Raw genomic sequence first — 25,621 nt, 5'->3', positions numbered from 1 at the left:
CTAAATCGTATCGAGAGTAATTGTGGCCCAGTGACAGGCTTCAATATAGGCATTGCTCATCACTTCCAGTGATGGTCCGGTACTATCGGCTACCTTATTCCAATGTCCTTCACAATAATCAGTAACACAGTTTAATAGTTGACCTTTTATACCACCACGACTAATCAGTGCAAGGCTCGATTCATTACTGAGTGGGATTGATTTAATAATTTCGTCCATCGGTTTTGACAATATGGTGTCAATGGTTGAAAACAAGCCTAATAAAAAGCCACTATCCGGTGAGCAGCCAAATTGAGCTGCTATCTTTTCTGCCATTTTTGCTCTGACCAATGTCATATGAATTAGTTCTGCCGGTCCAGAACTCATTTCACTCATCACAATCAAAGTTGTCCAGGTTTTTATTGCTTTTAAACCTAAAATAACGAGGCCTTCACGCAATGAGTTTATCTGTCTTGGAAACCCTATCGCAGCTGAGTTGAGTAAACGTAACAGCTTTAAACTGAGACCAGGATCCTGACGAATGATTGCTTCTATCGTTTTAAATTCAATATCCGGATCTTGTAGTTTACCTAATAACTCGAGCAGTTTAATCTTATTATCAGGGATGGGATTATCTTTAATGATTTCAGGCCGACAGAAAAAATAACCCTGAAAATAGTCAAAACCCAATTCCATGCACAGTTCAAATTCAGCCTTGGTTTCAACTTTTTCTGCCAGTAGCTTGACTGGAAACGCTCGAAGCCGCTCGACATGATGCCTTAATTCCGACTCTGATAAAGAAAGTATATCGACTTTGATGATGGAGGCTAGCTCAATAAGTGGCCGTAATGATTCATGGAAAATAAAATCATCAAGTGCGATGTGATAACCACTCAATGCTAGTTTTTTAACCGCATTAATCAGTTCTTCATCAACCTCAATATTCTCCAACACTTCCAGGACAACACGCTCACCACCAAAAGGTATTGGGTCATCACTTAGTATAAAATTCCGGGTCAAGTTGACGAAAGCCAGGTGATTGCCGATAACGCGCTCTATACCCAGTTCAAGAAAGCTGTAATTGATAACACGTGTGGTGGCGATATCGCCAGAGTAATAATCTAAATCAGCTGATTGTGATGTTTGGTTATTACGGAATAACAGTTCATAAGCATAAGTATTATAGTGACGATCAAATATAGGCTGCCTAGCGATAATGATAGAAGATAAATCAGCGTCGTCACTCATGTATCAGAACTTAATAATAAACAAACGAGCATAATAGTGTGATTTCAGACATAAAAAAACCCGCGAAGGCGGGTTTTTCTAAAATAATATTGTGGGCAATATTATTTAATTTTAGCTTCTTTATACATAACGTGTTTACGCACAACAGGATCAAACTTTTTGATCTCTAGTTTTTCAGGCATAGTACGTTTGTTTTTGTCTGTGGTGTAGTAGTGACCAGTACCAGCAGATGAGACTAATTTAATTTTATCGCGCATGTCTTACTCCTAAATTTTTTCGCCACGGGCGCGGATGTCAGTAAGGACGGAATCAATCCCTCTCTTATCGATGATGCGCAGACCATGGTTGCTGACACGCAGCTTAACCCAGCGATTTTCAGACTCAACCCAAAAACGGTGTGAGTGAAGGTTGGGTAAGAAACGACGTTTTGTTTTGTTATGAGCGTGTGAAACATTGTTACCGCTCATAGGGCGCTTGCCCGTTACCTGACATACTCTGGCCATTTTAAAACCTGCTCCTGATACACTTTTACCACAGGGCGCCGATTTTGGTCCCTGCCTGCATTTACAAAGCCGTACTTTATACCATATAAGACTATAGAAGTGTAGTGTAAATGTATTAGAATTTGCTACAGCCCCATACTGCTGAGTTTCTCGCTGAGCATTTCTTTTGACACACTACCGATTTTGCGCATAACAACATCACCATCAGCGGAGTATAAAAAGTGAGTAGGGGTAACCCGCACATTGTTAAACGCATCTGCCAGTTCACCCGTTTTATCCCAGCTAATCAGATAGGGGATCTGTTTTTCAAGCCGCATTGCCAGTAAATGTTCAGGTTTATCGTGTGCTAACGCAATACTGACAACACCTAAGCCTTTAGGCGCGTACTCTTTATAAACCGCTTTGAGTTCGGGTAGCTCCTGGACACAGGCAGGACAATCCGTCGCCCAGAAAATAACTAATAATGGTTTCCCTTTAAAATCCTCAAATGAATGTGTCTTTCCATCCAGATCCGTAAAGGTTTGTTCAGGTAGTCCTTGTTTTGTCTGGACGACATTAAAAATAAGTACTGCGACTATCGCAAGAACGATGACGCCAATGGCGGGTTTTATAAACTGTGTCATGTGAAATTAAATCGTTAAGGTTAGTTGGCCTAATGCTTCTGTTAGTTTGAGGTTCTCTCGATAATCAACCGGGCAATCAATAACTGTCACGGTATTTCTGTCTAAGGCTTCTTTTAGAATGGGCATTAATTGCTCTGTCTTCTCAACTCTGACACCAAACGCACCAAAAGATTGCGCGTATTGAACAAAATCTGGGTTGGTGAATTGTACATGACTGGTCCGGCCAAATTGATTTTGTTGTTTCCACTCAATCAGGCCATAACTGGCATCGTTCCATACCAGAATAACAATGGCGATATTCAGTCGCATGGCTGTTTCGATTTCTTGTGAGTTCATCAAAAAGCCAGCGTCACCAGTGACGGCTACAACTTTGCGTTGTGGATTGGCTAACTTAGCAGCAATCGCCCCCGGTACGGCAATACCCATGCTGGCAAATCCATTGGATATGATGCAGGTGTTAGGATATTCACAGCGGAACATCCGAGACATCCACATTTTATGGGCACCGACATCACAGATCACAATATCCTGCAAATCCATCGCGGTACGTAGATCCCAGATAATTTTTTGTGGTTTAACCGGAAACTCAATATCGTCACGGTGAATATTCATCTCAGTGATCAGGCTGTCACGCAGGGTACGCATAGCCTTGCCCTGATGCGGTGTCGTTAGTGCAGCCACTCGGTTGAGACTGTGGCGAATATTACCAACAACCGCCAAACTGATACTGTAGTGTGCATCGACTTCTGCATGTGTTGTGTCGATATGGATGATGGTTCTGTCACGTGATGGATGCCATAGATAAGGGTGGTATTCCACAATATCGTAACCAATACAGATAATGACATCAGCATTAGCAAAACCACAGTTAGCATAATCATTAGATTGCAGACCAACACTACCTAATGCCATTGGGTGACGAAAAGGAACAACCCCTTTCGCCATAAAGGTATTGGCGATAGGAATGCCCAATTTCTCTGAAAATTCGGCCAGTTCATTACAGGCATCGGCACGGATCACACCATTACCAGCGAGAATGATCGGGCTTTTTGCATTAGAAATCACTTCTGCCGCACGTTCAATTTCTTCTGCAGCAGGTTCCGGAGCGGAGGCATTTTTGACCCGTAATGGAACATCGTCAATCTCCATTTCAGCAATATTTTCCGGAAACTCAATAAAGCAGGCTCCGGTTTTTTCTGTCTGGGCGACTTTAAATGCTTTTCGAACCACTTCTGGAATAACTTCTGGGCTGACAATACGCGAGGCGTATTTAGTAATCGGCCGAAACATCGCTTCCAGATCTAGTACTTGATGAGATTCTTTGTGCAGGCGGTGAGTGGATGCCTGACCAGCAATAGCAATTAACGGTGCGTGATCCATATTTGCATCCGCAACCCCAGTGATCAGATTGGTAGCTCCCGGACCCAAGGTAGCAATACAGACGCCAGCACGCCCGGTAAGCCGACCATAAACATCCGCCATAAAAGCAGCTCCTTGCTCATGACGAGTTGTAATAAATTGGATATGTGAATCCAGCAAGGCATCCATCACGTCCAGGTTTTCTTCTCCCGGAATGCCAAAAATATATTCAACACCTTCATTCTCAAGTGCTTTGACAAATAGCTCTGCTGCCTTCATTGAGCGGTTTCCTCATACCCAGATTGATTATTCAAGCAAGAATAACAGAAATAGACATGGCTTAGGCGTAGAAAAAAGGGGCGATGAGCCCCTTTAATTTCTTATTTAAACGTTTCCGGTATACGTTGATGCCAATCTGTTTCTTGTTGGTAACGATGACCGATATTTAATAATCTTGCCTCATCAAAATAGTTACCAATAATTTGTAAACCGACGGGTAAATTATTAACAAAACCGGCTGGAATAGACATACCGGGTAAGCCAGCCAGATTGGTATTGATGGTATAAATATCTTCCAGATACATGGCAACCGGATCATCGGTTTTTTCACCAAAACGGAATGCGGGGTTGGTGGCTGTCGGTCCCATAATCACATCGACTTCTTTAAATGCTTCCTGGAAATCATTACTGATAAGACGACGACATTGCTGTGCTTTTAGGTAATAAGCATCGTAGTAACCAGCCGATAAGGCATAAGTACCAATCATAATGCGACGTTTGACTTCTTCACCAAAGCCTTCGCCACGTGAACGGGTGTAAAGATCCATTAAGTCTTTCGGATCTTCGGCACGGTGACCGAAACGTACACCATCCATTCGGGACAGATTTGATGAACACTCCGCAGGGGCAACCACATAGTATGTCGGCACAGCCAAACCGGTATTCGGTAAGGTAATTTCTTTTAATGTTGCGCCCATTTTTTCATACGTTTTAATGGCCGCTTCCACTGTAGCCGCAACACGAGGATCAAGACCTTCGCCAAAATATTCTTTAGGCAGGCCAATGGTCAGGCCTTCCAGTGAATCATTCAAACTGGCCGTGTAATCAGGTACATCACGATCCACACTGGTCGAATCTTTCTCATCAAATCCTGACATAACGTTCATTAACCAAGCCGCGTCTTCAGCACTGTTAGCCATCGGCCCAGCTTGATCCAAACTGGAAGCAAAGGCAATCATGCCGTAGCGAGAAATACGTCCATAGGTGGGTTTCAGACCAGTAAGATTACATAAAGAAGAGGGCTGACGGATGGAGCCACCTGTATCAGTGCCTGTGGCAATAGGCGCTAAACGCGCTGCCATGGCTGCTGCTGAGCCGCCTGATGAACCACCAGGCACACGGTCAGTATCCCATGGGTTTTTTACTGGGCCGTACCAACTTGTTTCATTAGATGAACCCATAGCAAATTCGTCCATATTGGTTTTACCCAGGGTGACCATACCTGCCTGATCAATCTTTTCAACGACGGTGGCATCATAAGGCGCAATAAATTTATCCAGCATTTTGGAACCACAGCTGGTGCGGATACCTTTTGTGCAGAAAATATCTTTATGAGCGAGCGGAATCCCGGTTAGCGCGCCAGCTTTTTTTTCTGCCAGTAATTTATCTGCCGCTTTTGCTTGTTCTAATGCGCGTTCTTCGGTGACCGTGATGAAAGCATTTAAGGTACCGTTGTGTTGATTGATACGGTTCAGGTAATGCTGAGTAAGTTCAACACTGCTTATTTCACTGTTGTGCAGGGCTGCCGATAATTCTGAAAGTGATTTGTTATGCATGTGTTTGCCTGTGTTGCTTTATTCGATGACTTTAGGAACCAGATAGACACCGGCTTCAGTTTTAGGAGCAATCGCCTGAAATGCTTCACGCTGATTGACTTCAGTAACAGCATCAGGCCGTAAGCGTTGATGTGCATCAAGAGGATGGGCCATAGGAAGTATGTCGTTTGTGTCAGCTGCGCTCAACTGGTCAACTAAATTGAGAATATTATTTAAATCCCGTGCATAATGAGGGATGTCATCTTCCTGTATCGACAGGCGTGCGAGGTGCGCGATTTTTTCTACATCGTGTTTATCTAAACTCATCGACAGTTCCAAAGGTTAATTGCTTCAACAAAGCAGTAAGTTTAAATGATTAGTTGCTTGCCCAACAGCCCAGAGCATTGCTAAAGTATCTATTTTACCCCTTTCAGGTGTGGTTTCTTCAATGTTTGAACGTTTACGTGGAATTTTCTCCAACGATCTGTCGATCGATCTTGGAACAGCGAATACGCTGATTTATGTGCGCGGCAAAGGTATCGTACTAGACGAACCTTCAGTTGTTGCTATTCGTCAGGATAAAGGTCCGGGAGGCCCTCGTTCTATAGCTGCGGTCGGTGTCGAAGCCAAGCGCATGCTGGGACGAACGCCGGGCAATATCACTGCCATCAGGCCATTAAAAGATGGTGTTATCGCTGATTTCACCGTAACGGAAAAAATGTTGCAGCATTTTATTCGTAAAGTGCATGAAGGACGCTTCTTAAAACCAAGTCCGCGCGTTTTAGTCTGCGTACCCTGTGGTTCAACTCAGGTTGAGCGTCGCGCAATTCGTGAATCTGCCGCAGGTGCAGGGGCACGAGATGTATTTTTGATTGAAGAACCGATGGCCGCAGCGATTGGTGCGGGCATGCCGGTAGATGAAGCTAGTGGTTCGATGGTATTAGACATCGGTGGTGGTACCACAGAAGTCGCGGTTATCTCATTAAACGGTATCGTCTATTCTGCTTCAGTACGTATCGGTGGTGATTTATTTGATGAGGCCATTGTTAATTACGTTCGTCGTAATTACGGCACGCTCATTGGTGAATCCACCGCAGAAAAAATCAAAAAAGAAATTGGTTCAGCCTATCCAGGTAATGAAGTTCGTGAAATGGAAGTACGTGGTCGGAATTTGGCCGAAGGTGTTCCACGCAGCTTCACATTGAATAGCAATGAAATTCTGGAAGCCTTACAAGATCCGCTTTCTGGTATTGTCGCAGCCGTTAAGACAGCACTTGAACAAACGCCACCAGAATTAGGTGCTGATGTCGCTGAGCGTGGTATCGTGTTAACCGGTGGTGGTGCATTATTACGCGACTTAGACAGACTGCTTATTGAAGAAACTGGTTTGCCAGCGATAATTGCAGAAGATCCACTTACTTGTGTCGCTCGTGGTGGTGGTCGTGCACTTGAGATGATTGATGAAAAAGGTACTGACGTATTTACCTTTGAGTAATTGTGACTAGATTGAGTAGTAAGACCTTTGCAAGTGTTACCCATTTGCGAAGGTCTTTTAGTTTTTGGACTTTGAGTTATTAAACCTTTATTCGCCCATACACCTTCTTTAAATACCCGGATGATGCTGGCAGTTATCGCATCAATTCTGGTGTTTTTTCTCGACACGCGTCTGGATTATTTCAAGCCAGTACGTTCGGCTTTGTCGACGGCTGTTTATCCAATGCAGGCGGCTGCATCCTTACCCACAGATTTAACGGATTGGGTTAATGACTTTTTTCAGGATCGTAAGCAACTGCGTGAAAAAATTACCGTGATGGAAGCGAATAATATGTTGCAGAGTATTCGCTTACAGAAACTACAGTCCTTAGAACGAGAAAATATGCGATTGAAAGAGTTATTAGGCTCTTCATTTCGTCTACAAGAAAGAGTTCAGGTTGCTGAATTGTTGACGATTGACCTCGATCCCTTTTCTCAACAGGTGGTGATTGATAAGGGTAGGAATTATGGTGTCTATATTGGCCAACCGGTATTAGATGCCACGGGCGTGATGGGACAGGTGACGGAAACATCAGAAGTGTCGAGCCGGGTGGTGCTGTTAACTGATCCCAGCCATAGTATTCCGGTACAGATTAACCGTAATGGTCTGCGAGCTGTTGTAACAGGACGTGGATTAGGTGAATATCTGCAGATGGACTTTTTGCCTCACAATGCGGATGTCCGTGAAGGTGATTTATTAGTGACATCTGGCCTGGGTGGACGCTTTCCGGTCGGTTATCCAGTGGGTAAAGTGGTGTCAGTCGAATTTCCCCAGGGTAAACCTTTTGCGGATATTAAAGTTGAACCCGCGGCGAAGCTGTCGACCAGTCGTGAGGTAATGTTGGTGCTGCCAGGTGAAAAAATTCAAACAGAGCGTTTACCAGCTATACAAGCTGATATTGAGTCGTCAAAAGCGGAGATAGAGCATGGCGACGACAATTAAAACGCGTAACGGCTTTGTGATCGTTATTACACTCATTATTGCCATTTTGATGATGCTTATGCCATTACCTGATTATGCGCGTTTTTTTCGTCCGGAATGGGTCGTCATGACATTAATTTACTGGGCAATGGCTTTACCTCATCGTGTCAGTATCGGTGTTGCCTGGTGTACAGGATTCATAATGGATGTGACCATGGGCGGCATATTAGGCGTGATGGCTTTTAGTTATGCATTGGCCATCTATTTAATTGCCCGTTTTCATCTTCAATTACGTCAGTATCCGCTATGGCAACAGGCATTAACCATTCTGTCAGTTGTATTTTTGGTCGAATTTATTGATGTGGCGGTAGCGCGGGCAACATTACGTTGGGAAAGCTGGATGCCAGTGTTAACCAGTACACTTCTGTGGCCATTAATGTATGCGGTGTTACGTAAAATTCGTCGCACATTTCAGGTGACGTGAACTTGATATGGCATCAAAGTTCACCCTTAAAGATCATTTTCGTGAAAGTCGCCTGGTAAACGGACGTTTATTATTTTCCGGCCTACTCTCGGTCATTATTTTTGGCATTGTTATCTTCCGTTTAGTCTATCTGCAAGTGTTTGAATATGAACACTTTGACTCTCTATCAAACCGCAATCGTGTTGATATCGAACCGCTGCCACCACAGCGGGGACTGATTTATGATCGTAACGGTGTTCTGCTTGCCGAGAATATTCCAACGTTCAGCCTGGAAATGGTGCCGGAAAAAGTCCCTGATATTGACCAGACACTGAGAGAGTTAAGTCAGCTCTTGGCTTTATCTGACGAGGATATCGATGCCTTTAAAGACCGGATGAAACGTCAACGTCGTTTTCATCATGTGGTTATTAGGCAGCGATTGACGGAAGAGGAAGTCGCTAGATTTTCTGCTAACCGTTATCGATTTCCCGGTGTGGACATCGAAGGCCGGTTGATTCGTCACTATCCGCAAAATAATCTGTTTGCTCATGCTGTTGGTTATGTGGGCCGTATCAATGAACGTGATATGGAACTCATTGATCAGAAAGATTACAAAGGTACTTCTCAAATAGGTAAGACAGGTATTGAGAAACAATACGAAGATACCTTGCATGGCAGCGTTGGTTATCGTCAAGTTGAAACGAATGTGCAGGGGCGAATTGTTCGAGAATTAATGTCGGTACCTTCGCAATCGGGTGATGATTTATTTCTGAATTTAGATATTAATTTGCAGCGAGTGGCTGCTGATTCTCTGGGGGATTACAACGGCTCCATTGTCGCTATTGATCCGCGAAATGGTGGGGTTTTAGCGTTGGTCAGCAAGCCTGACTATAATCCAAATTCGTTTGTTTCAGGTATCAGTAGCAAGGAATATGGGGAATTGAGAGATTCGCCTGACCGTCCTTTATTCGACAGGGCACTTCGTGGACATTATCCCCCTGGTTCAACACTGAAACCATTTGTTGCGCTTGCTGGCTTGGAACTTGGCGTTGTGGATGAGCATTCCAAAACCTATTGTCCAGGCTGGTATAGCTTACCTGGCAGTAGCCATCGCTATCGCTGTTGGAAGAGTTATGGCCATGGCATGGTGGATATGAAGGATGCTGTTGCTCAGTCCTGTGATGTCTATTTTTATGATCTGGCGCATACATTAGGCATTGATCGCTTACACAACTTTTTAGACTATTTTGGCTTTGGGCATCGCAGTGGGATTGATTTGCCTAATGAAAGTGAAGGCTTGTCACCTTCCAGTGAGTGGAAACGAGCCAGTCGTAACCAAGCCTGGTTCCCTGGGGAAACCTTGATTTCAGGTATTGGACAAGGCTTTAATCAAACCACCCCCGTACAATTGGCTCATGCTACTGCGACACTCGCTATGCGTGGTATTTCGATGCAGCCACAGGTAGTCAGAGCAACCCGTCCTGCTGGGCAAACAGATATGAATCTCAGAAATAGCGAGATCATGAACAATTTGCCGATGCAAAATAGTCAGAACTGGGAAAATGTGGTGCAGGCAATGGTAGAAGTGATTCATGGCGCGCGGGGCACAGCCAGATCGGTAGGAAAAGATATGCCGTTCAAAGTGGCTGGCAAAACGGGTACCGCTCAAGTGTTCGGTATTGCCCAAGATGAAGAATACGATGCTGAAACGTTGGAGCGAAAGCTGCATGATCACGCCTTATTTATTGCCTTCGCACCTGCAGATAAACCCGAGTTTGCGGTCGCTGTTGTAGTCGAAAATGGTGGTAGTGGTAGTAAAGTGGCTGCACCGATTGCCAGAAAATTAATTCAACAATATTTTGGACTTAAAGTCGATGAGTAGCCTGCTAACAGACAGAAGAAAATCACATCAGTGGCAACTGTCTTCGATGCTGAGACGCTTTCATATCGATCCATTATTATCTCTTGGGCTGCTGGTGTTGATAGGGGCTGGTTTGATGATGTTGTTTAGTGCCGGAGGCCAGGACTTTGGCATTATTCTACGGCAGCTAGTCAGGATAGGTATGGCCCTAACAGTGATGATTGTGATTGCGCAGATTGATCCGGATCGGCTGCGCGATAATGCCTATTGGCTGTATGGATTTGGCTTGATTTTATTGATTGCGGTTTTACTATTCGGTCATGAAGGTAAAGGTGCTCAACGTTGGCTTAATCTGGGATTTTTCCGTTTTCAGCCTTCTGAAATTATCAAATTAGCGGTACCTATTTTAATAGCAGCCTATATTGCCGAACGGCCTTTGCCGCCATCAGCCTGGCGCATTCTTTCTGGCTTGATACTGATCGGTTTACCGTCATTCTTAATTGCCAAGCAGCCTGATTTGGGGACAGCTATTCTGATTGCCAGTTCGGGACTGATTGTGTTGTTTCTGGCTGGAATCAGCTGGAAGATTATCATTAGTTTTTTAGTGGCTTGTGCATCAGCTGCGCCGGTTTTATGGTATTTCATGCACGATTATCAGCGGCGTCGTGTTCTGACTTTTTTAAATCCGGAAAATGATCCTCTTGGCGCTGGCTATCATATTATTCAGTCAAAAATTGCGATTGGTTCAGGTGGTTTATTTGGTCAGGGCTGGTTGCAGGGAACACAATCGCATCTGGAATTTTTGCCTGAACGATCTACCGACTTCATCTTTGCTGTCATCTCAGAAGAGTTCGGCCTGGTAGGGGTGGCCATTTTATTATTCATTTATTTATTGGTTGCCAGCAGAGGACTGTATATTGCCAGCCAGGCTCAAAGCAGCTTCGCCAGATTATTAGCAGGAAGTATTTCTATTACTTTCCTTGTCTATGTGTTCGTTAATGTTGGGATGGTAACAGGATTGTTACCCGTTGTAGGGGTGCCGTTGCCCTTAATCAGTTATGGGGGAACGTCTATGGTGACCCTGCTGGCAGGCTTCGGTATCCTGATGTCTATTCATACTCACCGAAGGATGATGTCACCGTGAAAAAAAAGCTATTCAGTTCTTTGCTGCTGCTTGCCAGTCTTAATTTGCAAGCCAATGACCAATTGCCGGATGTCGAGCAATTTATCGATGAGATGGTCGTCAAACACGGTTTTGATCGTGCTGAGTTAGAAAATGTCTTTGATCAGGTCGAAGTGAAGGATGCCATTCTTAAAGCTATTTCCAGACCGGCTGAAAAAAGTAAACCTTGGTATGAGTACCGGAATATTTTTATCACTGACTCGCGTATTAATGGCGGCTATGAATTCTGGCAGCAACATAAAGAAGCCCTGGAAGCGGCTGAAAAACAATATGGCGTGCCTGCAGAAATCATTATCGCGATATTAGGCGTTGAAACCCGTTATGGCCAGCATATGGGCGGATACAGAGTAGTTGATGCTTTATCGACCTTGGCTTTTCGCTACCCACCACGCAGTCCTTTCTTCCGTAGTGAGCTGGAAAAGTTTTTAGTTTTGACACATGAAGAGAAAATATCTGAGCTTGAACCTGTAGGATCATACGCCGGTGCAATGGGACTTGGACAGTTCATGCCAAGCAGTTACCTTGCCTATGCTGTTGATTTTGATGGTGATGGACATCGTGATATATGGACGAATCCGACAGATGCCATCGGCAGTATTGCCAATTATTTGAAGTTACATGGTTGGGTGTCCGGTCAGTCCATTGTGCATCGTACTCAAGCCAGTAAACCGCTTTCACAAGCGATGTTAGCTAATGATCTTAAGCCAGCGTTCACACGACAACAGCTTCAGGAAGCGGGCTTCTCATTGTCACAGGTACCAACTGGTGATGACATGTTATCCGTCGTTGGATTAACTCAACAAGACGGTGAAGAATATTGGTTAGGACGTCAAAATTTTTATGCAATTACTCGCTACAATCACAGCCGAATGTATGCCATGGCTGTGTATCAATTAGCACAAGCTATTCGAGAAAAAATGGATAATACAAAATGAGGTTAGTGGTACACCGGTCAGCGATATTATTGCTGATCGGCTTTTTAACTTCTTGCGGTGGGGGTGTTGGTGTTGTCAAACAGGATCAGGATAGTGCACCGACGCGTGTTCCGGATCTCAGTAATGTGCCTGATGCCGTTCCTAAAAATGAACCCTTAAGTAAATATGGTAATCCACGTCAGTACAAAGTATTAGGTAAAAATTATTACACCCTAAGCAGTGCTGAAGGCTACCATGAGAAAGGTATTGCTTCGTGGTATGGCACCAAATTCCATGGACGCAGAACATCGAGTGGTGAAATTTACGATATGTACAAAATGACGGCTGCGCATAAGACTTTGCCGTTGCCAACCTATGTCGAAGTGACTAATCTGGAAAATGGTAAAAAAGCGATTGTGAAGGTCAATGATCGTGGTCCATTTCACGAAAACCGCCTGATTGATTTATCATATAGTGCAGCGACCAAACTCGGTATCATTGCGAAAGGTACTGGACTTGTGGAAATCCGTGCACTGACAACACCGGGCAAAGCCAATACGGTGACTCCAGTAGTAAAGGAGCCAGCATCTGAGGTGACTGCTTCGGTAAAGTCAATAAGCTCAGCAGAAATGTTCCTGCAAGTGGGGGCCTTCAGTAGCCTTAGCCGTGCTGAGCAAGTTAAACGGAAATTACAGCATGAAATTACAGGTGTGATTACGATCACACCATTTAAAAGTTCGCAGGGAACCCTATATCGTGTGCGTATAGGGCCATTAAGCAGCGTTGAACAAGGTGATAGCCTTGCAACGAAAGTCGCTGGTCTTGGCTTTCCCAATTCGCACATCGTTATCGATTAAACATTTAGATTCAGAGAGTTCAATATGCTGAAAAACACGAAAGTTGTTTTATTTCTGTCCTTTTTATTTGCTTTTACCCAAGTTTTTGCAGGTGCAATCACACCTCAGCCGTCTGCGCCGAGTGTCGCGGCAAAATCCTATATTTTAATGGATTACGATAGCGGTCGAATTCTTGCTGAAGAAAATGCCGATGAGAAGTTACCACCGGCAAGTATCACTAAACTGATGACTTCTTATGTCGTGTCTCATGAACTACATGCGGGCAATATCCATCTGGATGATGAAGTGCTGATTAGCGAGAAAGCCTGGCGTATGCAGGGCTCACGCAGCTTTATGGAGGTTAATACTAAGGTCAGTCTGGAATCGTTAATGCGCGGTATGATTGTGCAGTCAGGTAATGATGCGGCTGTTGCTTTAGCAGAACATATTGCCGGTAGTGAAGAAACCTTTGCACAGATGATGAATCAGTATGCTCAGCAGCTCGGCATGTACAACACCAACTATATGAATGCCACGGGTTTGCCTGACCCAGATCACTACACAACAGCTCATGATATTGCGATTTTATCAGCCGCTTTGATTCGTGATTTCCCCGAACATTACGAATGGTATTCAGAAAAAGAATATACCTATAACGGCATTACTCAGCATAACCGTAACAAGCTGTTATGGCGTGATAATAGCGTAGATGGCTTAAAAACGGGTCATACAGAAGAAGCAGGTTTTTGTCTCGCTGCCTCTGCAAAGCGTGGAGATATGCGTTTAATTTCTGTGGTACTTGGCACTCGCAGTGAAAACGCGCGTGCACAGGAAACACAAAAATTACTGAACTATGGTTTCCGTTTCTTTGAAACACATCAGTTATATAAAGCCAATACTGGCATTATTGATACTAAAGTATGGAAAGGCGCGACGGATCAGTTATCACTCGGTCTGGCTAAACCGTTATCTGTCACCGTGCCACGTGGTCAGTATGACCAGTTACAAGCGACAACCAATATTCAACAACCGGTTATTGCCCCTGTTAAAGCCGGTACAGTCCTGGGCGAAGTGGATATTCGTCTTGGTGATGAAGTGGTAGCAAAACAACCATTAGTGGCCTTAAATGATGTTGAACAAGGTAGTTGGTGGCGTCGCCTGATTGATGAAATCATGTTGTGGATTTGGGGCTAACCATCCATGGCAACTGTGTTCTTAAACGATACTTTTTTGCCTGCTGAGCAGGCAAAGGTATCCGTTTATGACCGGGGCTTTTTATTCGGTGACGGGGTCTATGAAGTAATCCCTGTCTACGGTCGTCAACCTTTTCGTTTACAGGCACATTTATCCCGACTACAAAATAGTCTGGATGGTATTCATTTAAACAATCCGTTTGATGAAGCGCGTTGGACACAGTTAATCACCCAGCTGATTGAGCAGAATGACAGTGATAATCAGGCGGTTTATTTGCAGGTAACACGAGGTGTGGCACCGCGTGAACATGTCTTTCCGGAAGGGGTTAAGCCGACTGTATTTATGATGAGCAATCCGCTTAATTCGCTGCCCGAGTCATATAAAGAACAAGGGATTAAAGCGATCACTGTAGACGATATTCGCTGGCAGCGCTGCGATATCAAAGCGATTGCTTTGTTACCAAACACCATGCTGAGACAGCAGGCACACGAGCAGGGGGCTGGCGAAGCCATTTTGATTCGTGATGGTGTGATGACGGAAGGTTCTGCCAGTAATAGTTATGCTGTGTTTGATGGTGTGATCTATACGGCAGCAAAAGATAATACGGTTTTACCCGGCATCACCCGTGACTTCGTGTTAGAGCTGGCAGCTAAAGCCAATATTGCTTTCAGAGAAGAATCGGTGACAGCAGAAAGGCTTACCCGGGCTGATGAAATTTGGATCAGTAGCTCAACGCGGGAGTTATTACCTGTGACGACGTTGGATGATAAGCCTGTAGGGCTAGGAATTCCGGGACCTATCTGGCAGCAACTGGATGAACTTTACCAACGTGATAAGTTGGAGGCGAATAAATGAGTGAACAAGAACAACAAGAGACATTATTAGAATTTCCTTGTGACTTTGCTATCAAAGCCATGGGCGAGACCAGTGAAGAACTTGATAGCATTGTGGTCGAAATTGTCAGACGTCATGTTGATGATATTGCTGAAGGAGCGGTCAGCCAGAAACAGAGTTCTGGTGGTAAATTCACATCGATTACCGTGACCATAAGAGCAACAAGTAAACCTCAGCTCGATGCGATCTATCAGGATTTAAGTGATCACGACGCCATCAAATACGTACTTTAGCCTTCATGCAAATTAACGATCTGGGGCTGGTTGACTATGTGCCAACCGTGGATGCCATGCAGTCTTTTACGCTCGAGCGACAGACTGACACAGAAGACGCCTTATGGTTACTTGAGCACAATCCAGTCTTTACCCAAGGGGCAAATGGTGATCCTGCCCATATTTTGATGGAATCGGCGATTCCTGTTGTGACCACAGATCGTGGCGGACAGGTAACCTATCATGGTCCCGGACAACTGGTTGTGTATACCTTAATTGATTTGCGCCGAGCTGGGATTGGGGTTAGGCAAATGGTGACAAATATTGAGCAGACAGTCGTGAATTTGCTCGCACAATACGGTGTTGATGCCTATGCCAGACAGGATGCGCCCGGTGTCTATGTTGATGAGCGAAAAATCGCTTCACTGGGGTTACGAGTGAAACGAGGGGCCTGCTATCACGGCGTCAGTCTGAATATTGATATGGATTTAACACCCTTTAGCTACATTAATCCATGCGGTTATGCTGGCATGGAAGTAATTGATATGAGATCGCTGGGCATTGATATAACAATGACAGAAGCGAAACAACAATTTGTGTCCGCTTTTCAGCAACTGACACAATTAGGAAATAATGCATGACTGAAACAGTAGACGGAAGACGAGACGTTCGCGCTCTTAAGGGCGAATCAAAGGTCTCCCGTATTCCGATAAAAATTGAGCCAAGCAAGCCAAAACGTAAACCAGAATGGATTCGGTCAAAATCACATGCCGATCCAAAAGTGAAACATATTAAAGATATGCTTCGTGAACATAAGCTGCACACGGTATGCGAAGAAGCTGCTTGTCCTAATTTAGGCGAATGTTTTTCTCATGGTACGGCAACTTTTCTGATTATGGGTAATATCTGTACCCGTCGCTGCCCGTTTTGTGATGTGGCGCATGGTCGTCCTGATCCATTAGATGAGAACGAACCAGCACATCTGGCCAAAACCATTGCTGCCATGCAACTAAAACACGTTGTGGTCACCTCTGTTGATCGTGATGATTTGCGTGATGGTGGAGCGGCCCATTTTGTCCGTTGTATTGATGAAATTCGCCAGCAGTCACCACAAACCAATATTGAAGTACTGGTGCCAGATTTTCGTGGTCGGATGGATGTGGCGCTGGATATTCTCAAGCAAAGTCCGCCGGATATTTTTAATCATAATCTGGAAAGTATTCCACGTTTGTACAAGGCCGTCAGACCAGGTTCTGACTATCAGTGGTCGCTGGATTTAATCAAGCGGTTTCAGGAGATGCATCCCGATGTGCCGACTAAATCAGGTTTGATGCTGGGCTTGGGTGAAACTATAGATGAAGTCAAACAAGTGATGCAGGATCTGCGTGACCATGGTTGTCGAATGTTGACCTTAGGGCAATATCTGCAACCGAGCATGCATCATTTACCGGTTGAGCGGTTTGTCACGCCAGCCGAATTTGATGAACTTGCTGTGGCAGGTAAACAAATGGGCTTTGAGCATGTTGCCAGTGGCCCGATGGTGCGTTCTTCTTATCATGCCGATTTACAGGCACAAGGTGAGCATGTTTCTTGATTAAGTAGGGGAGTTATTATGGCTATTAATCGCCGGCAAGTGATGAAAAGAGCTATATCAGTATCTGCGTTAGCCGCATTTCCGAATATAAGCTCAGCCATGGTGACTCCACCTAGAAAGCCTCAACGTGTTGTGATTATTGGTGGCGGGTTTGCGGGTGCCACTGCTGCCAAATATATACGCATGTGGTCGCCGGATCTTGAAGTGATTCTGATTGAGAAAAAAACGGCTTTTGTTTCCTGCCCACAAAGTAATCTCGTATTAAGTGGTCACCGAACCCTACAGCAATTGACCTTTGATTATCATGCCCTGAGTTCTCACTACGGTGTGAAGATGATTCAGGCCACGGTAAATGCGGTGGATGTTGATAACAAAAATGTGCGTCTTGATGATGGCACAGTGGTTCAGTATGACCGCCTTATCGTTGCTCCCGGTGTTGATTTTATTTATGACCAGTTAAGCATGCTCACGCCGGAGATTGTTGAGACTAAGATTCCTCATGCCTGGAAAGCTGGACCGCAAACACAGTTGTTGCATGAACAGTTAAAAGCCATGCCTAAAGGTGGCAAAGTGGTGATGACCATTCCACAAGCGCCATTTCGTTGTCTCCCCGGCCCTTATGAACGTGCTTGTCAAATCGCCTTATTTTTAAAACAACATAATCCAACAGCCAAATTAATTATTCTCGATGCCAATGGTGATATCGTCTCTAAAAAAGCCTTGTTTAAAGGTGTTTGGGATGATCTTTATGCCGATATTATTGAGTATCAACCCAGTAATGGTGTGGAAAATATTGATGTTGATACCCTAACGGTCGATAGTGTATTTGATAGTGTTCAGGCAGATGTATTGAATGTTATACCGCCACAACGAGCCGGTAAGGTAGCTGAGCTGGCAGGCGTGATTAATGTGGATAAACGCTGGTGTGAGGTTGATTTTAGAACGTATGAGTCAACTGCTGTTCAGGATGTCCATGTGATAGGTGATGCTGTGGCATCTACCTTACCCAAATCGGGTCATATCGCGAATGTGCAGGCCAAGGTATGTGCAGCCGCGGTCATTGCATTATTGCATGAGCACGACGTTGAACCTGAACCCGTATTTGGTAATACCTGCTATAGTTTTACTGACGGCGAAAAAGCAGGCCATGTCGCGGCTGTATTCAGATATGATCCAAAGACGGAAAAAATGGCGGTGATGCCAGGTGGGGGGATAACACCAACACCTACGTTGTTAGAAGGCGAGTTTGCCGATGCGTGGGCACATAATATCTGGTCAGATATTCTTAGATAACCCCGTAAAATCAGTAGTTAAGAACATCGGTGATGCTGCTGTACCTGCAATGCAGTATAATGCCAGCTTTTCCGATAATCTCCACCATCAAGATAATTATGAGGTTGTAGATGAGTGATTTTTTACCAGGCCTGGAAGGTGTACCCGCAACAAAGTCAGCCATTTCATTTATTGATGGTGAAAAAGGCATACTGAGTTATCGTGGTTATCCACTCGAAACTCTTGCTGAAAACAGTACATTTGAAGAGACCACCTTGCTTTTATTAGATGGTGAATTACCAACTAAGAAAGCATTAAACGATTTTTCCCAACAGTTAAAAGATAATTACCGTATCAAATATCACATTCGTCAGATGATGCGGCATTTTCCCCACACCGGTCATCCCATGGATATGTTGCAAACGGCTGTATCCAGCCTGGGAATGTTCTATCCAGGCACGGAATGTCTGACAGATGCTAACAGCTGTGAAGATCTTGATTACGTGCGTAATATGACGGTGAATATCATCGCTCAAATGGCACCACTGGTGGCGATGTGGGAACACATCCGTAATGGCTGGGACCCGGTTAATCCAAAGCACGATCTGTCTGTTGCAGAAAACTTGTTATACATGTTTAACGGTGAAGAACCGGATCCATTAATGGCAAAAATTATGGATGTGTGTTTGATTCTGCATGCAGAACATACCTTGAATGCTTCTACTTTTGCGGCATTGGTTGCAGGTTCGACACTAGCTACACCATATAGTGTTATTTCAGCGGCCATTGGTACCTTATCTGGACCGTTACATGGCGGTGCCAATCAACGTGTGGTTGGCATGTTACAAGAGATAGGCTCACCGAAGAATGTCGAAAGCTGGGTTGATCAGAAGCTGAAAAACAAAGAAGTCATCTGGGGAATGGGTCACCGTGAGTACAAGGTCAAAGACCCGCGTGCTACCATTTTGCACAAACTGGTAGAACAGTTAGTTGCGGAACGTGGTGGTCATCTGGATGATATGTTCGATACCGCCCTAAAACTGGAAGAAGTCTGTGCTGATCGCCTCGGCCATAAAGGCGTTTACCCGAATGTTGATTTCTATTCCGGCATTCTCTATAGCGAAATGGGCATTCCTGAAGACGAATTCACCGCTTTATTTGCTGTCGCTCGCTCTGCGGGTTGGTTGGCTCACTGGCGTGAACAAATCTGCGATAATCGCATTTACAGACCGACACAAATATATGTGGGTAGTGATATGCGTGACTACACACCTATCGAAGAACGGTAATTAACTAATTACCGTTTTACTGGCTTCACCTTGTTGCTCACGTACCAGACGGGGCACAAGGTAGCCAGGCAATTGTTTTCTCAAAGTCTCAATCAAATTAACCGCTATTTCTTCTTCCACATCAAAATGATGAGCACCTGCTACTTTATCCAGTAAATGCAGGTAATAAGGTTGCACATCGACTTCATTTAAACGTTCACTCAAGTCTCCAAGTGCCTCTACAGAATCGTTAATCCCTTTTAATAACACTGTTTGATTCAGTAATTGCACATCAGCTTGCCTTAGGGCATACAGCACCTGTGCCGCTTCCTCATCAATTTCATTGGCGTGATTGGCATGAATCACCATCACCACTTTCAGATGGGTATTTTGCAGACAGTTAAGTAATGAGTCCGTGATACGCTCTGGCAATACGACGGGTAGCCGGGTATGAATTCGTAGTCGTTTTAAATGCGGGATCTTATTCAGATCGCCTATCGCATTATTGAGTTTTTCATCATTCAGTGAAAGCGGATCGCCACCACTCAGGATAACTTCAGTAATTGACGTGTCGGCCCTTAATACATCAAGCGATTGCTGCCACTGAGCAGCCAGCGGATTGCTTTCTGAATAGGGAAAGTGACGACGAAAGCAATACCGACAATGAATGGCACAAGCACCTGTCATCAATAATAAAGCGCGTCCTTGATATTTTTGCAAAATACCGGGGGACTTAACGGCCAAATGATCTCCCACCGGATCGCTATAAAATCCATCGACTTCATAAGCTTCATCAAGCAAAGGAAATACTTGACGAAGTAAGGGATCGGTCACATCACCGTAGCGCATCTTTTTAATGTAACTGAGCGGAACGCGCATGGGAAACTGGCGTATTTTATCTTTATCAACCGCCGAAAGTTGGCCGCTAAGCCCTAATAGCGCTAATAACTGGTCGGCATTGTTTACGGCATTAGCGAGTGAGTGCTGCCAGTTTTGTTTTGTCTTTACGGTGGTGGTTTGCGGTATCATAGTGGCTTTTATTTTGAAGCAAGTGAAGATCGTCCCCTAAAAGAGGTTAAGATGGCAAGTTATAGTACAAATGAATTCAAATCCGGCCTGAAGTTTATGCTTGATGGTGATCCATGCAGCATCATTGAAAACGAATTTGTTAAACCGGGTAAAGGCCAAGCATTTAATCGTGTTAAGTTCCGTAACTTGAAAACTGGCCGAGTGAATGAGCGGACGTTCAAATCTGGCGATACAGTAGAAAGCGCAGATGTTGTTGAAGTTGATCTTGAGTACTCATATACCGATGGTGAATTTTGGTATTTCATGGATCCAAGCTCATTTGAACAATATGGTGCCGACGCTAACGCCATTAGTGAAAGTAAAGACTGGCTGAAAGAACAATATGTTTACACCGTGACCTTATGGAACGGCACGCCTTTGTTAGTGACCCCGCCTAACTTCGTTAATCTCGCTGTAGTTGAAACGGATCCGGGTGTACGTGGCGATACTTCAGGTGGTGGTGGTAAACCCGCTACACTGGAAACAGGTGCCGTTGTTCGTGTTCCTCTGTTTATTGAAATTGGTGAAGTCCTCAGAGTCGATACTCGTTCTTCATCTTATGTTGAACGCGCAAAAGACTAATTCCCAATATGTACGATAAAGACTGGCAACCTTCTGCAAGTCTGGATCATTTAAAGCGACGGGCTCAGTTTCTGACTGAGATCCGTCGTTTTTTTTATCAGCGAGATGTGTTGGAAGTCGATACGCCCATTCTGTCTCATGCGGCGCCTACCGCACCCTACCTTGATAGTTTCACTACGGAATATATTGCCGCTGGTGGACAGAAAACCTCATGTTATTTACATACTTCACCTGAATTTGCGATGAAACGGCTGTTAGCTGCTGGTTTGGGGGATATTTATCAGATCGCAAAAGTGTTTCGTAATGGTGAACAGGGCCGACACCACTCTCCAGAATTTACGATGCTGGAATGGTATCGTCCTAGTCTGAATTATCACCAGCTGATGGCTGAAGTCGATGATTTATTACAAAGTGTCGTGGGCTTACCGGCTGCGATTAAATTGAGCTACCAACAGGTGTTTTCTCAGTATCTTGCTATTGACGTTAGTGATGTGAGTGAACAGCAACTCAAACAATTTGCCATGTCCAAAATAACGAGTCTTCCTGATGACTGGCAAGCTGACAAAGATGGCTGGCTTGAGCTTTTGATGAGTGAACTGATTGAACCACAATTCGCCTTGTCGGGTCAGCCCTATATTATTTATGATTTTCCCGCTTCACAGGCACAATTAGCAAAATTACATCGTTCAGAAGAGGGAGCAATAGTGGCGGCCCGATTTGAAGTCTATGCGCGAGGACTTGAACTGGCTAATGGCTATGACGAATGCCTGGATGCTAACGAACTGAGTCAGCGGTTTGCCAAAGATAATCTTATCCGTCAGCGACAAGGTAAAGCTATGATGCCAATGGATCAGAATTTAATTGCGGCCGTCAATGCAGGGTTACCTGCTTGTACTGGTGTGGCTATCGGTGTCGATAGACTATTGATGTTAAATCTCGGTGTAAATGATATAAATGCCGTCAGCAGCTTTAGGTTTGAGCAGAGTTAATGCCCGACATTTTCTTGGGTGATGAGTTTATTAGTGAGTTTTGATAAAAGGATCATACCTATGGGCGATATGGATACTTCTATTACCCAGAATAATGATGTTTATAAAACATTATTAGAATCTACAAAAGCTATTCCCTGGCGTATTGACTGGAAAACTATGCGTTTTTCCTACATCGGACCACAAATAGAGAAGTTATTAGGCTGGTCGCCGGAAAGCTGGCAAACGGTCAATGAGTGGGCTGAAAGAATGCATCCTGAAGATCAACAATGGGTGGTCGATTTCTGTGTTGCCCAGTCAAAAGCCGGTGTTGATCATGAAGCCGATTATCGGGCAATGACCAAAGATGGGCATTATGTGTGGATTCGTGATGTTGTTCATGTGGTCAGAGATGAGCAGGGTGAAGTCGAAGCTTTGATTGGTTTTATGTTTGATATTACTGAACGAAAAGAAACCGAACAAAAATTGCTGGATTTGCAAAAAGAGCTGGAAGAACTGTCCTTTAAAGATGGTCTGACCGGTATACCTAACCGACGAATGTTGGACAAAGTGTTAGAAGAAGAATGGATGACGGCTAAACGTCACCAGCAACCCCTGTCTCTGCTGGTAATGGATATTGATTTTTTCAAACAATATAACGATTGTTATGGCCATATTCAGGGCGATGATTGTTTAAAACAGGTTGCCCAGACGCTCACTTCAGCTGCTACGCGATCCAGAGATTTTTTTGCCCGATTTGGTGGTGAGGAATTTGTGATGTTATTGCCGGAGACTGATAATCCTGCTGCAGTAAAAATCGCTGAGCGCTGCCAGCAATTAATGATGAAATTACAAATTAGCCATCAGCAATCTGCAGTTTCACAGCTGCTGACCATCAGTATCGGCATCGGTACGATTGTTCCAGGTCCTCACGATCAGCTTGTCGATTTTGTCGAACAAGTGGACCAGGCCTTATATCGTGCGAAAGAGTCAGGCCGTAATTGTATCAAGGCAGCCTAAACAGATTTGGAGTCTTTAACTCAAACCTGTTTAGGCTGTTCAGGGTTATCTTTATAAGGTGGTTTTAAATGACAAGGTGATTAAGCGCGGATCACCTGGATAAATCTTACTATCGTTAGAGCCACCCGTGTAATAGGTTTCATCAAACAGGTTTTCGATATTCAGTGCGAAACGATACTGTTTGATATCGTAATAAAAGCCGAGATCAACGCGAGTATGGCTTGGTAGCTCAACACGTGTTTCTTTATTCGAACTGGTGTACTGAGCAGATTGATAGTTCAGTCCCAATGACGTCCCAACTTTCCCGCCAAAGACAGGCTGAGGGATATTGTATCGTGTCCAGATGAAGCCATTATGTTTAGGCGCAAACGCATTTCTGTTACCCACTGTGTCACTGTCAAGGCTATGAGAGATGAACGAGTCAACATTGGCGTAACCGACACGAATCTGCCAGTTTTCGATGGGCAGTGCTTGTATTTCAAACTCTGTGCCTTTACTTTCCAGTTCACCTACTAACCTGTTATCTCCAGTATTCGGATCGCTTTCCGTAATATTACTTTTGATGATTTTAAAGCTGGATGCGGTGAAGTTGAGTCTGTCATCGAATAAAGTGGCCTTAATACCAAATTCATTTTGTTTACCTAACTCCGGATCTAAGCTTTCACCATCAGCATTTCTGCTTTCAATGCTGTTAGGATTAAATGATTCAGAGTGACTTAAGTAGAGCGAGACTTCATCTGTTGCTCTGAAAACAAGGGCAGCTTGTGGTAAGAATTTTTTGGTATTTTGTTTTTTAAATTCATCTGACTGACCTAGATTTTTTTCAACAAAACGTGTTCGCTGTGTATCAAAGCGTCCACCCAGCATCACAGAGATATAATCATTCAGATCCACCGTGTCTTGTGCGTACAAACCAAGATTGTAATTATCAGTAATTCGATGATTGCCAGAAAGTTGAGCTAACGGTGTACCATTATTCGAATCAGGATTAAAAATGTTCAGGTTAGGCGTAATAACATTCTTTGATGAAAAACGTTTTCTGTCAAAATCAGCACGTTCAAAACCGCCATTGATACCAATAAGGGTGTTATGGAATAACTCACCAGTTTCAAACTTATGCGATAAGTTGGCATCAAAGAAATGATATTGGCGTTTATTAACCTGATAACGGTCACGTCTTCTCAAGGTTGAGTCCACAATGTTCGTGGCATCTATCACGGCATTATTTTCATAGAGTTCGCGCTCATCTTCGTGATAAACACTTCTCAGATTCAGGCGGAATACGGTGCTGTCATTAATCTGGTTTTCCAGTCGACCAAATAACGTTAATCCGTCATCATTATCCGAATCACCGTCTCTTTGATAGCGAGTCGACAATGAAGCCGTTTGATCAATATCGTTATTGACGGCGACTAGGCCATCATCGGCATCACGACGTTCACGAATATATTCCATGCCAATAGTGGCATTCATATCCGGATTAATCTGATAAGAAAGGGTGGGGTAGAGATAGAGATTATTATCATTGACGCCATCACGGAAGGAATCAATGTTTTCAACACTACCAATAAAACGGTAGAGTAAATCTTTATCCTCAGTGAGTGCACCGGTAGAGTCATAGGTAAACGTGCCGCCGACATCAGAACCAAACCCTGAGTCACTTGATGCATAACTGCGACCACTAAAGCTGAGACTGGTTTGTGCCTCTGCCTGTGGTTTTTTAGTGACGATATTGACAAGGCCGCCCGGTTCCATCAAACCATAAAGCACAGAAGCGGGTCCCTTGAGTACTTCGACGCGTTCAATATTGGCCGTGGAGGGAGAACCAAAGCGGGAGGCAAGGCCCGGTAAGCCATCAATCTGCACATTCTGTAAGCTTGAAGATAAACCCCGTAAGGTAAAACTATTGGCATTGGTGCCTGATTGACTTAGTCCGACAATATAGGGATAAACATCAGCTAGCGTTTCAGCTTGCAAATCCTGAATAAAGTTCTGGTTAACAATATTGACGCTAAACGGTGTGTCTAATAAATCCTGATCGGTTTTGGTCGCTGTTTCCGAGAGTCGGATATAGGGTGTTTGTTGACCGGTGACGACTAGGGTGGATAAAGAGGCGGAATTATCTTCGGCCATCGCCGATTGAAAAGATAATAAGCTACAGCTCAGGCATAGTAAGGGAGTTATTGGTTTCATTTTAATCTAAATGCTAATAGTTATCATTAGCGATATAGAATAGATTTTTTAATGAAACTTTACAATTTAAATCACCATATCCAATGGCTGGTGAATAAACTTTAGCCCTTTAAACTAA

26 protein-coding genes are annotated in these 25,621 nt (G+C 44.2%); 17 read left to right on the top strand and 9 right to left on the bottom strand.

Annotated elements, in window-relative coordinates; genetic code table 11:
- The 7 genes from QQL60_RS08285 to gatC all read right to left on the bottom strand — a co-directional run bounded on the left by QQL60_RS08285 (window position 1) and on the right by gatC (window position 5,853).
- Window positions 1-1,227, bottom strand: coding sequence for an EAL and HDOD domain-containing protein (locus tag QQL60_RS08285; protein WP_007146529.1), 1,227 nt, complete (start codon window positions 1,225-1,227; stop codon window positions 1-3).
- A gap of 101 nt (window positions 1,228-1,328) precedes the next feature.
- The gene (gene rpmG / locus QQL60_RS08280) at window positions 1,329-1,484 is read right to left on the bottom strand and encodes a 50S ribosomal protein L33 (RefSeq protein ID WP_007146528.1); all 156 of its coding nucleotides are present in this window, start codon (window positions 1,482-1,484) and stop codon (window positions 1,329-1,331) included.
- A gap of 9 nt (window positions 1,485-1,493) precedes the next feature.
- The gene (gene rpmB / locus QQL60_RS08275; RefSeq protein WP_007146527.1) at window positions 1,494-1,730 is read right to left on the bottom strand and encodes a 50S ribosomal protein L28; all 237 of its coding nucleotides are present in this window, start codon (window positions 1,728-1,730) and stop codon (window positions 1,494-1,496) included.
- A gap of 125 nt (window positions 1,731-1,855) precedes the next feature.
- Window positions 1,856-2,353: a TlpA family protein disulfide reductase gene (locus QQL60_RS08270; protein WP_284723024.1), complete on the bottom strand. Its 498-nt coding sequence runs from the start codon at window positions 2,351-2,353 to the stop codon at window positions 1,856-1,858.
- 6 nt (window positions 2,354-2,359) lie between these two features.
- The gene (locus QQL60_RS08265; protein ID WP_007146525.1) at window positions 2,360-3,991 is read right to left on the bottom strand and encodes an acetolactate synthase large subunit; all 1,632 of its coding nucleotides are present in this window, start codon (window positions 3,989-3,991) and stop codon (window positions 2,360-2,362) included.
- Between the two features lie 101 nt (window positions 3,992-4,092).
- Entirely contained in the window at window positions 4,093-5,547 is a 1,455-nt protein-coding gene (gene gatA, locus QQL60_RS08260; RefSeq protein ID WP_284723023.1) for an Asp-tRNA(Asn)/Glu-tRNA(Gln) amidotransferase subunit GatA, read from the bottom strand.
- Window positions 5,548-5,565: 18 nt separating this feature from the next.
- Window positions 5,566-5,853 (bottom strand): Asp-tRNA(Asn)/Glu-tRNA(Gln) amidotransferase subunit GatC, encoded by a 288-nt coding sequence (gene gatC / locus QQL60_RS08255; protein WP_273180059.1) that lies wholly within the window; start codon window positions 5,851-5,853, stop codon window positions 5,566-5,568.
- Between the two features lie 121 nt (window positions 5,854-5,974).
- Between gatC and QQL60_RS08250 the strand changes: the two genes are divergently transcribed.
- The 14 genes from QQL60_RS08250 (at window position 5,975) to QQL60_RS08185 (ending at window position 19,693) form a co-directional block, all read left to right on the top strand.
- The gene (locus QQL60_RS08250) at window positions 5,975-7,021 is read left to right on the top strand and encodes a rod shape-determining protein (protein WP_091715336.1); all 1,047 of its coding nucleotides are present in this window, start codon (window positions 5,975-5,977) and stop codon (window positions 7,019-7,021) included.
- A gap of 78 nt (window positions 7,022-7,099) precedes the next feature.
- Window positions 7,100-8,002, top strand: a complete 903-nt coding sequence (gene mreC / locus QQL60_RS08245) for a rod shape-determining protein MreC (RefSeq protein ID WP_284723323.1) — start codon at window positions 7,100-7,102, stop codon at window positions 8,000-8,002.
- The gene (mreD, locus tag QQL60_RS08240) at window positions 7,986-8,465 is read left to right on the top strand and encodes a rod shape-determining protein MreD (protein WP_284723022.1); all 480 of its coding nucleotides are present in this window, start codon (window positions 7,986-7,988) and stop codon (window positions 8,463-8,465) included. The genes mreC and mreD overlap by 17 nt, the downstream gene beginning before the upstream one ends.
- Window positions 8,466-8,472: 7 nt before the next feature.
- Entirely contained in the window at window positions 8,473-10,326 is a 1,854-nt protein-coding gene (mrdA, locus tag QQL60_RS08235; protein ID WP_284450677.1) for a penicillin-binding protein 2, read from the top strand.
- The gene (rodA, locus tag QQL60_RS08230) at window positions 10,319-11,449 is read left to right on the top strand and encodes a rod shape-determining protein RodA (protein ID WP_284723021.1); all 1,131 of its coding nucleotides are present in this window, start codon (window positions 10,319-10,321) and stop codon (window positions 11,447-11,449) included. The genes mrdA and rodA overlap by 8 nt, the downstream gene beginning before the upstream one ends.
- Window positions 11,446-12,423, top strand: coding sequence for a lytic murein transglycosylase B (gene mltB, locus QQL60_RS08225; RefSeq protein ID WP_284723020.1), 978 nt, complete (start codon window positions 11,446-11,448; stop codon window positions 12,421-12,423). Before rodA ends, mltB begins: the two co-directional genes overlap by 4 nt.
- Entirely contained in the window at window positions 12,420-13,259 is an 840-nt protein-coding gene (locus tag QQL60_RS08220; RefSeq protein WP_007146515.1) for a septal ring lytic transglycosylase RlpA family protein, read from the top strand. Before mltB ends, QQL60_RS08220 begins: the two co-directional genes overlap by 4 nt.
- A gap of 24 nt (window positions 13,260-13,283) precedes the next feature.
- Window positions 13,284-14,432, top strand: coding sequence for a D-alanyl-D-alanine carboxypeptidase family protein (locus QQL60_RS08215; protein ID WP_284450680.1), 1,149 nt, complete (start codon window positions 13,284-13,286; stop codon window positions 14,430-14,432).
- A 6-nt stretch (window positions 14,433-14,438) separates the two neighbouring features.
- Window positions 14,439-15,287 carry a D-amino-acid transaminase gene (dat, locus tag QQL60_RS08210; protein WP_284723019.1) on the top strand — a complete coding sequence of 283 codons (849 nt, stop codon included), beginning with the start codon at window positions 14,439-14,441 and terminating at the stop codon, window positions 15,285-15,287.
- Window positions 15,284-15,559 carry an HP0495 family protein gene (locus QQL60_RS08205; protein WP_091715358.1) on the top strand — a complete coding sequence of 92 codons (276 nt, stop codon included), beginning with the start codon at window positions 15,284-15,286 and terminating at the stop codon, window positions 15,557-15,559. The genes dat and QQL60_RS08205 overlap by 4 nt, the downstream gene beginning before the upstream one ends.
- Before the next feature lie 5 nt (window positions 15,560-15,564).
- On the top strand, window positions 15,565-16,179 hold the full coding sequence (lipB, locus tag QQL60_RS08200; RefSeq protein WP_284723018.1) for a lipoyl(octanoyl) transferase LipB: 615 nt from the start codon (window positions 15,565-15,567) through the stop codon (window positions 16,177-16,179).
- Complete coding sequence (gene lipA / locus QQL60_RS08195) at window positions 16,176-17,132, top strand: lipoyl synthase (protein ID WP_284723017.1); 957 nt, start codon at window positions 16,176-16,178, stop codon at window positions 17,130-17,132. Before lipB ends, lipA begins: the two co-directional genes overlap by 4 nt.
- 18 nt (window positions 17,133-17,150) lie before the next feature.
- The gene (locus tag QQL60_RS08190) at window positions 17,151-18,425 is read left to right on the top strand and encodes an NAD(P)/FAD-dependent oxidoreductase (protein ID WP_284723016.1); all 1,275 of its coding nucleotides are present in this window, start codon (window positions 17,151-17,153) and stop codon (window positions 18,423-18,425) included.
- Between the two features lie 110 nt (window positions 18,426-18,535).
- A complete protein-coding gene (locus QQL60_RS08185) occupies window positions 18,536-19,693 on the top strand; it encodes a citrate synthase (protein ID WP_273180084.1) in 1,158 nt (385 codons plus the stop codon).
- Here the strand turns inward: QQL60_RS08185 and epmB are convergent, their stop codons facing one another.
- Window positions 19,694-20,701 (bottom strand): EF-P beta-lysylation protein EpmB, encoded by a 1,008-nt coding sequence (gene epmB, locus QQL60_RS08180; RefSeq protein ID WP_284723015.1) that lies wholly within the window; start codon window positions 20,699-20,701, stop codon window positions 19,694-19,696.
- A 51-nt stretch (window positions 20,702-20,752) separates the two neighbouring features.
- Between epmB and efp the strand changes: the two genes are divergently transcribed.
- Genes efp through QQL60_RS08165 form a run of 3 tightly spaced genes read left to right on the top strand, consistent with a single transcriptional unit; the run spans window position 20,753 to window position 23,310 of the window.
- The gene (gene efp, locus QQL60_RS08175; RefSeq protein ID WP_284723014.1) at window positions 20,753-21,322 is read left to right on the top strand and encodes an elongation factor P; all 570 of its coding nucleotides are present in this window, start codon (window positions 20,753-20,755) and stop codon (window positions 21,320-21,322) included.
- A gap of 8 nt (window positions 21,323-21,330) precedes the next feature.
- On the top strand, window positions 21,331-22,311 hold the full coding sequence (epmA, locus tag QQL60_RS08170; RefSeq protein WP_284723013.1) for an EF-P lysine aminoacylase EpmA: 981 nt from the start codon (window positions 21,331-21,333) through the stop codon (window positions 22,309-22,311).
- A gap of 60 nt (window positions 22,312-22,371) precedes the next feature.
- The gene (locus tag QQL60_RS08165; protein WP_284723012.1) at window positions 22,372-23,310 is read left to right on the top strand and encodes a GGDEF domain-containing protein; all 939 of its coding nucleotides are present in this window, start codon (window positions 22,372-22,374) and stop codon (window positions 23,308-23,310) included.
- 51 nt (window positions 23,311-23,361) lie between these two features.
- Here QQL60_RS08165 and QQL60_RS08160 read toward each other — a convergent pair whose 3' ends face one another.
- Window positions 23,362-25,443 (bottom strand): TonB-dependent siderophore receptor, encoded by a 2,082-nt coding sequence (locus QQL60_RS08160; protein ID WP_284723011.1) that lies wholly within the window; start codon window positions 25,441-25,443, stop codon window positions 23,362-23,364.
- Window positions 25,444-25,621 lie beyond the last annotated feature (178 nt).

The sequence above is a fragment of the Methylophaga thalassica genome (genome assembly GCF_030159795.1).
GTDB lineage: Bacteria > Pseudomonadota > Gammaproteobacteria > Nitrosococcales > Methylophagaceae > Methylophaga > Methylophaga thalassica.
This window is presented reverse-complemented; position numbering and strand designations above follow the sequence as displayed.

Bases quoted from the DNA above. Each gene is read 5' to 3' on its own strand.
- QQL60_RS08285 (WP_007146529.1), bottom strand. From the start codon at position 1,227: ATGAGTGACGACGCTGATTTATCTTCTATCATTATCGCTAGGCAGCCT.
- rpmG (WP_007146528.1), bottom strand. From the start codon at position 1,484: ATGCGCGATAAAATTAAATTAGTCTCATCTGCTGGTACTGGTCACTAC.
- rpmB (WP_007146527.1), bottom strand. From the start codon at position 1,730: ATGGCCAGAGTATGTCAGGTAACGGGCAAGCGCCCTATGAGCGGTAAC.
- QQL60_RS08270 (WP_284723024.1), bottom strand. From the start codon at position 2,353: ATGACACAGTTTATAAAACCCGCCATTGGCGTCATCGTTCTTGCGATA.
- QQL60_RS08265 (WP_007146525.1), bottom strand. From the start codon at position 3,991: ATGAAGGCAGCAGAGCTATTTGTCAAAGCACTTGAGAATGAAGGTGTT.
- gatA (WP_284723023.1), bottom strand. From the start codon at position 5,547: ATGCATAACAAATCACTTTCAGAATTATCGGCAGCCCTGCACAACAGT.
- gatC (WP_273180059.1), bottom strand. From the start codon at position 5,853: ATGAGTTTAGATAAACACGATGTAGAAAAAATCGCGCACCTCGCACGC.
- QQL60_RS08250 (WP_091715336.1), top strand. From the start codon at position 5,975: ATGTTTGAACGTTTACGTGGAATTTTCTCCAACGATCTGTCGATCGAT.
- mreD (WP_284723022.1), top strand. From the start codon at position 7,986: ATGGCGACGACAATTAAAACGCGTAACGGCTTTGTGATCGTTATTACA.
- mrdA (WP_284450677.1), top strand. From the start codon at position 8,473: ATGGCATCAAAGTTCACCCTTAAAGATCATTTTCGTGAAAGTCGCCTG.
- rodA (WP_284723021.1), top strand. From the start codon at position 10,319: ATGAGTAGCCTGCTAACAGACAGAAGAAAATCACATCAGTGGCAACTG.
- QQL60_RS08220 (WP_007146515.1), top strand. From the start codon at position 12,420: ATGAGGTTAGTGGTACACCGGTCAGCGATATTATTGCTGATCGGCTTT.
- QQL60_RS08215 (WP_284450680.1), top strand. From the start codon at position 13,284: ATGCTGAAAAACACGAAAGTTGTTTTATTTCTGTCCTTTTTATTTGCT.
- dat (WP_284723019.1), top strand. From the start codon at position 14,439: ATGGCAACTGTGTTCTTAAACGATACTTTTTTGCCTGCTGAGCAGGCA.
- QQL60_RS08205 (WP_091715358.1), top strand. From the start codon at position 15,284: ATGAGTGAACAAGAACAACAAGAGACATTATTAGAATTTCCTTGTGAC.
- lipB (WP_284723018.1), top strand. From the start codon at position 15,565: ATGCAAATTAACGATCTGGGGCTGGTTGACTATGTGCCAACCGTGGAT.
- lipA (WP_284723017.1), top strand. From the start codon at position 16,176: ATGACTGAAACAGTAGACGGAAGACGAGACGTTCGCGCTCTTAAGGGC.
- QQL60_RS08190 (WP_284723016.1), top strand. From the start codon at position 17,151: ATGGCTATTAATCGCCGGCAAGTGATGAAAAGAGCTATATCAGTATCT.
- QQL60_RS08185 (WP_273180084.1), top strand. From the start codon at position 18,536: ATGAGTGATTTTTTACCAGGCCTGGAAGGTGTACCCGCAACAAAGTCA.
- epmB (WP_284723015.1), bottom strand. From the start codon at position 20,701: ATGATACCGCAAACCACCACCGTAAAGACAAAACAAAACTGGCAGCAC.
- efp (WP_284723014.1), top strand. From the start codon at position 20,753: ATGGCAAGTTATAGTACAAATGAATTCAAATCCGGCCTGAAGTTTATG.
- epmA (WP_284723013.1), top strand. From the start codon at position 21,331: ATGTACGATAAAGACTGGCAACCTTCTGCAAGTCTGGATCATTTAAAG.
- QQL60_RS08165 (WP_284723012.1), top strand. From the start codon at position 22,372: ATGGGCGATATGGATACTTCTATTACCCAGAATAATGATGTTTATAAA.
- QQL60_RS08160 (WP_284723011.1), bottom strand. From the start codon at position 25,443: ATGGCCGAAGATAATTCCGCCTCTTTATCCACCCTAGTCGTCACCGGT.